Below are 3,341 nucleotides of genomic sequence, written 5' to 3'. Positions count from 1 at the left end.
AGATCTTCCCCGGTGGGTTAATGAAGATGGCCAATTTTTGTGAGTTTTGTTGAGCTAAATAGGGTGTAAGCAGGCGAAGTTCGCCGATCCCTTGTTGCGATTCAACCTCAATAACACCATGCGTCGGAAAGCCACCATCAAGCTGTTTATCCAGTTGAGGATAGCCTGTTGAAGTAGTACTTCCTTGCGCTGTTGATTGTAACCCTGTCCAGATTAGCTGGCGGTCTTGTAAGTTTTTTATTAGTTCATGCATAATTAAATACCTGTATATTTATACAGTATATTTAACAATGAAAAAGATGCAAAGAGAAATGATGAAAATTAGCGGAAGTAAGTGTTAGTTGATTGATTTAGATACAAAAAAAGCCGCTATGGAAGCGACTTTTTACTATTGATTAATGATATCAGTTACTTAGGTTGAGCATCGATACATTGGCCATGAATGTCTGTCACACTTGGGTTCATTAAGTGTAGATACAACGGGATGATGTCGAGTGGCGTTTTTAGCTTGTTCGCATCTTCACCTGGGTACGCTTTTGCACGCATGCGTGTTTGAGTACCGCCTGGGTTAATCGCATTAACACGGATATCGGTACCTTCAAGCTCATCGGCTAAGATCTGCATCATGCCTTCTGTAGCAAACTTTGAAATCGCGTAAGTGCCCCAGAACGCACGACCAGAGTGACCAACCGTTGAAGAGGTAAAGACAATACGACCCGCTTCCGCTTTCTTAATGACAGGCAGTAATGCTTGAGTCATTAGAAATTCAGCTTTAACGTTGATTTGCATGACGCCATCAAACGTTTCTTCATCGATTTGATCGAATGGACTTAACGTGCCAAGCACACCTGCGTTATGCAGTAGACCATCTAAACGACCGAACTGTGATTCAATGGTTTCAGCCATGTCGATGTAGTTCTGTTTTGTCGCGCCTTTTAAATCCAATGGGATAATCGCAGGCTGTGGGTAACCAGCGCTTTCGATTTCGTCGTAAATTAATTCAAGGTTTTTGACATTGCGGCCTAACAGAATAACAGTTGCACCATGTTGAGCGAAACTTAGCGCGGCTTGGCGACCAATGCCAGCACCGGCACCTGTAACCAAAATTACTTTATCTTTGAGGGCATCTGTAGAGATTGGGTAATCCACTGTGCTTATCCTTCTTTCTTTTATTATGTTCGTCATTCCATTGATGTTTAATCACACAGATAACCGCAGGAATGATGAGAAATTCTTGGTAATCGTGACAAGATGGTTACAATACACTAATTCATACAATAGGGGATATGACATTGGAATTTTTGTTGGACTACGGCTTGTTTTTAGCCAAGATTGCGACCGTTGTAATCGCCATCATTGCAATTTTAGTGATAGCTAAATCTGTGGGTGGAAAATCAAGCGCAATTAAAGGTGAGCTGGAAATCACGAACCTATCTGAGCATCACAAACAAACGATTGAACAACTAGAGCACCATTTGCATGATGATGCTTTCATCAAAGCACGTGATAAAGCAGAAAAGAAAGCGGAAAAAGAAAAAGTAAAATCACGTGGCAAAGAAGTGAAGAAAGCAGCGAAAGAGGGTGAGCTTGATAGCAAGCGTGAACCACACCTATTCGTTCTTGATTTTAATGGCAGCATTGATGCGAAAGAAGTGGCTTCATTACGTGAAGAGGTAACGGCGGTTCTGGCTGTTGCTCGTGAAGGTGATGAAGTATTGCTTAAGCTTGAGTCTGGCGGTGGTATGGTTCACGGCTATGGTCTGGCGTCTTCTCAACTTGACCGTATCAAAGCGGCAGGTCTGCCTCTGACTATCTCGGTAGATAAAGTCGCAGCAAGTGGCGGTTACATGATGGCATGTATCGCAGACAAAATCGTATCTGCACCGTTTGCTATTGTTGGTTCTATTGGTGTTATCGCTCAACTGCCAAACTTCAACAAACTGCTTAAAAAGCACGACATTGAATTCGAACAGCTAACGGCAGGTGAGTACAAACGCACGCTTACTATGTTTGGTGAGAACAGTGATAAAGCACGCGAGAAGTTTAAAGAAGAGCTAGAGGAAACTCATGGTTTGTTTAAAGATTTCATCCGTGACCACCGACCTGCGCTAGATCTTGAAAAAGTAGCAACGGGTGAGCACTGGTTTGGTACACAAGCGCATGAACTTGGGCTGGTGGATGAGATTAGCACTTCTGATGATTTAGTCGTAGCGGCATGTAAGGACAAAACAGTTCTAGCGATTCACTACGTACAGAAGAAAAAGCTTTCAGACAAACTAGCGGGCGTGGCAGGTAAATCTGCAGACAGCGTGCTGATGAAGCTGATTGAACGTGGTCAAAAGCCGATTGTTTAAGCTTATTTAGTTTTAGCTCTAGTATCTAGTATCTAGTATCTAGTATCTAGTATCTAGGTTTAGTGCCTTGCGTCTATTGAAGACGTTTGAGCCTTAAAAAGAAAGCGCATAAGTCATAAGACTTATGCGCTTTTTTATTGCTCCACTTCCGAGCGGGTGACCACTATGTTGTAGGGGGAGCGGAGTTTTATACCAAGCACTGACTTACTGTGATTGATATTAAATCTTGGCTCCATAGTCATTGCGTTTTGGACAAGTGGTCAGAATCTCTCGATGACCTGTGTCTTTGAGCTCTTCCAGAATCACATCAAAGCCCCATAAGCGATAGAGATGTTTCATCACTTCGTCGTAGCCTTTATCAAGCGGGATACGGCCGTGAGGTACATATTGCAGTGTCATCGAGCGGTCACCGCGAACATCGACATTAAACACCTGAATATTCGGCTCAAGGTTGCTTAGATTGTACTGCGCCGCAAGCTTTTCACGAATTAAGCGATAGCCCGGATCGTCGTGAATAGCGCTTATCTCAATGGTGTTTTTGCGGTCGTCGTCGAGAACAGAGAACAACTTAAAGTCTCGAATGATTTTTGGTGAAAGGTATTGGCTGATAAAGCTTTCATCTTTGAAATTGTGCATGGCAAAGTGCACCGCCTCTAACCAATCACTTCCGGCTAACTCAGGGAACCATTCTTTGTCTTCATCGGTTGGTTCTTCACAGATACGTCGAATGTCTCTAAACATTGCAAAGCCAAGCGCATAAGGGTTTATCCCACTGAAATAAGGGCTGTTGTAGGCGGGTTGTGCGACCACGCTGGTGTGGCTGTGTAGGAATTCTAAGATAAACTTATCACTCACCAAGCCTTCGTCGTAAAGATGGTTAAGAATGGTGTAATGCCAGAAGGTTGCCCAGCCTTCGTTCATTACTTGAGTTTGTTTCTGAGGATAGAAGTATTGACTTACCTTGCGAACAATACGAACACACTCTCG

3 protein-coding genes and 1 pseudogene are annotated in these 3,341 nt (G+C 43.3%); 1 reads left to right on the top strand and 3 read right to left on the bottom strand.

Annotation, left to right across the window (positions count from 1 at the left end; genetic code table 11):
* Positions 1-253: pseudogene (locus MED222_RS00465) on the bottom strand (translesion DNA synthesis-associated protein ImuA); the annotation flags it as partial.
* A gap of 155 nt (positions 254-408) precedes the next feature.
* The gene (locus MED222_RS00470; RefSeq protein ID WP_009849000.1) at positions 409-1,149 is read right to left on the bottom strand and encodes a YciK family oxidoreductase; all 741 of its coding nucleotides are present in this window, start codon (positions 1,147-1,149) and stop codon (positions 409-411) included.
* A 143-nt stretch (positions 1,150-1,292) separates the two neighbouring features.
* Here MED222_RS00470 and sohB point away from each other — a divergent pair, with 143 nt between their 5' ends.
* Entirely contained in the window at positions 1,293-2,354 is a 1,062-nt protein-coding gene (gene sohB / locus MED222_RS00475) for a protease SohB (RefSeq protein WP_009849001.1), read from the top strand.
* A 219-nt stretch (positions 2,355-2,573) separates the two neighbouring features.
* Here the strand turns inward: sohB and MED222_RS00480 are convergent.
* The coding region (locus tag MED222_RS00480; protein ID WP_009849002.1) for a SpoVR family protein at positions 2,574-3,341 on the bottom strand (768 nt) is incomplete at its 5' end.

The organism is Vibrio sp. MED222 (assembly GCF_000153005.1).
GTDB lineage: Bacteria > Pseudomonadota > Gammaproteobacteria > Enterobacterales > Vibrionaceae > Vibrio > Vibrio tasmaniensis_A.
Note: the sequence above shows the minus strand (reverse complement) of the source record. Positions and strands in the feature narration are given on the sequence as shown.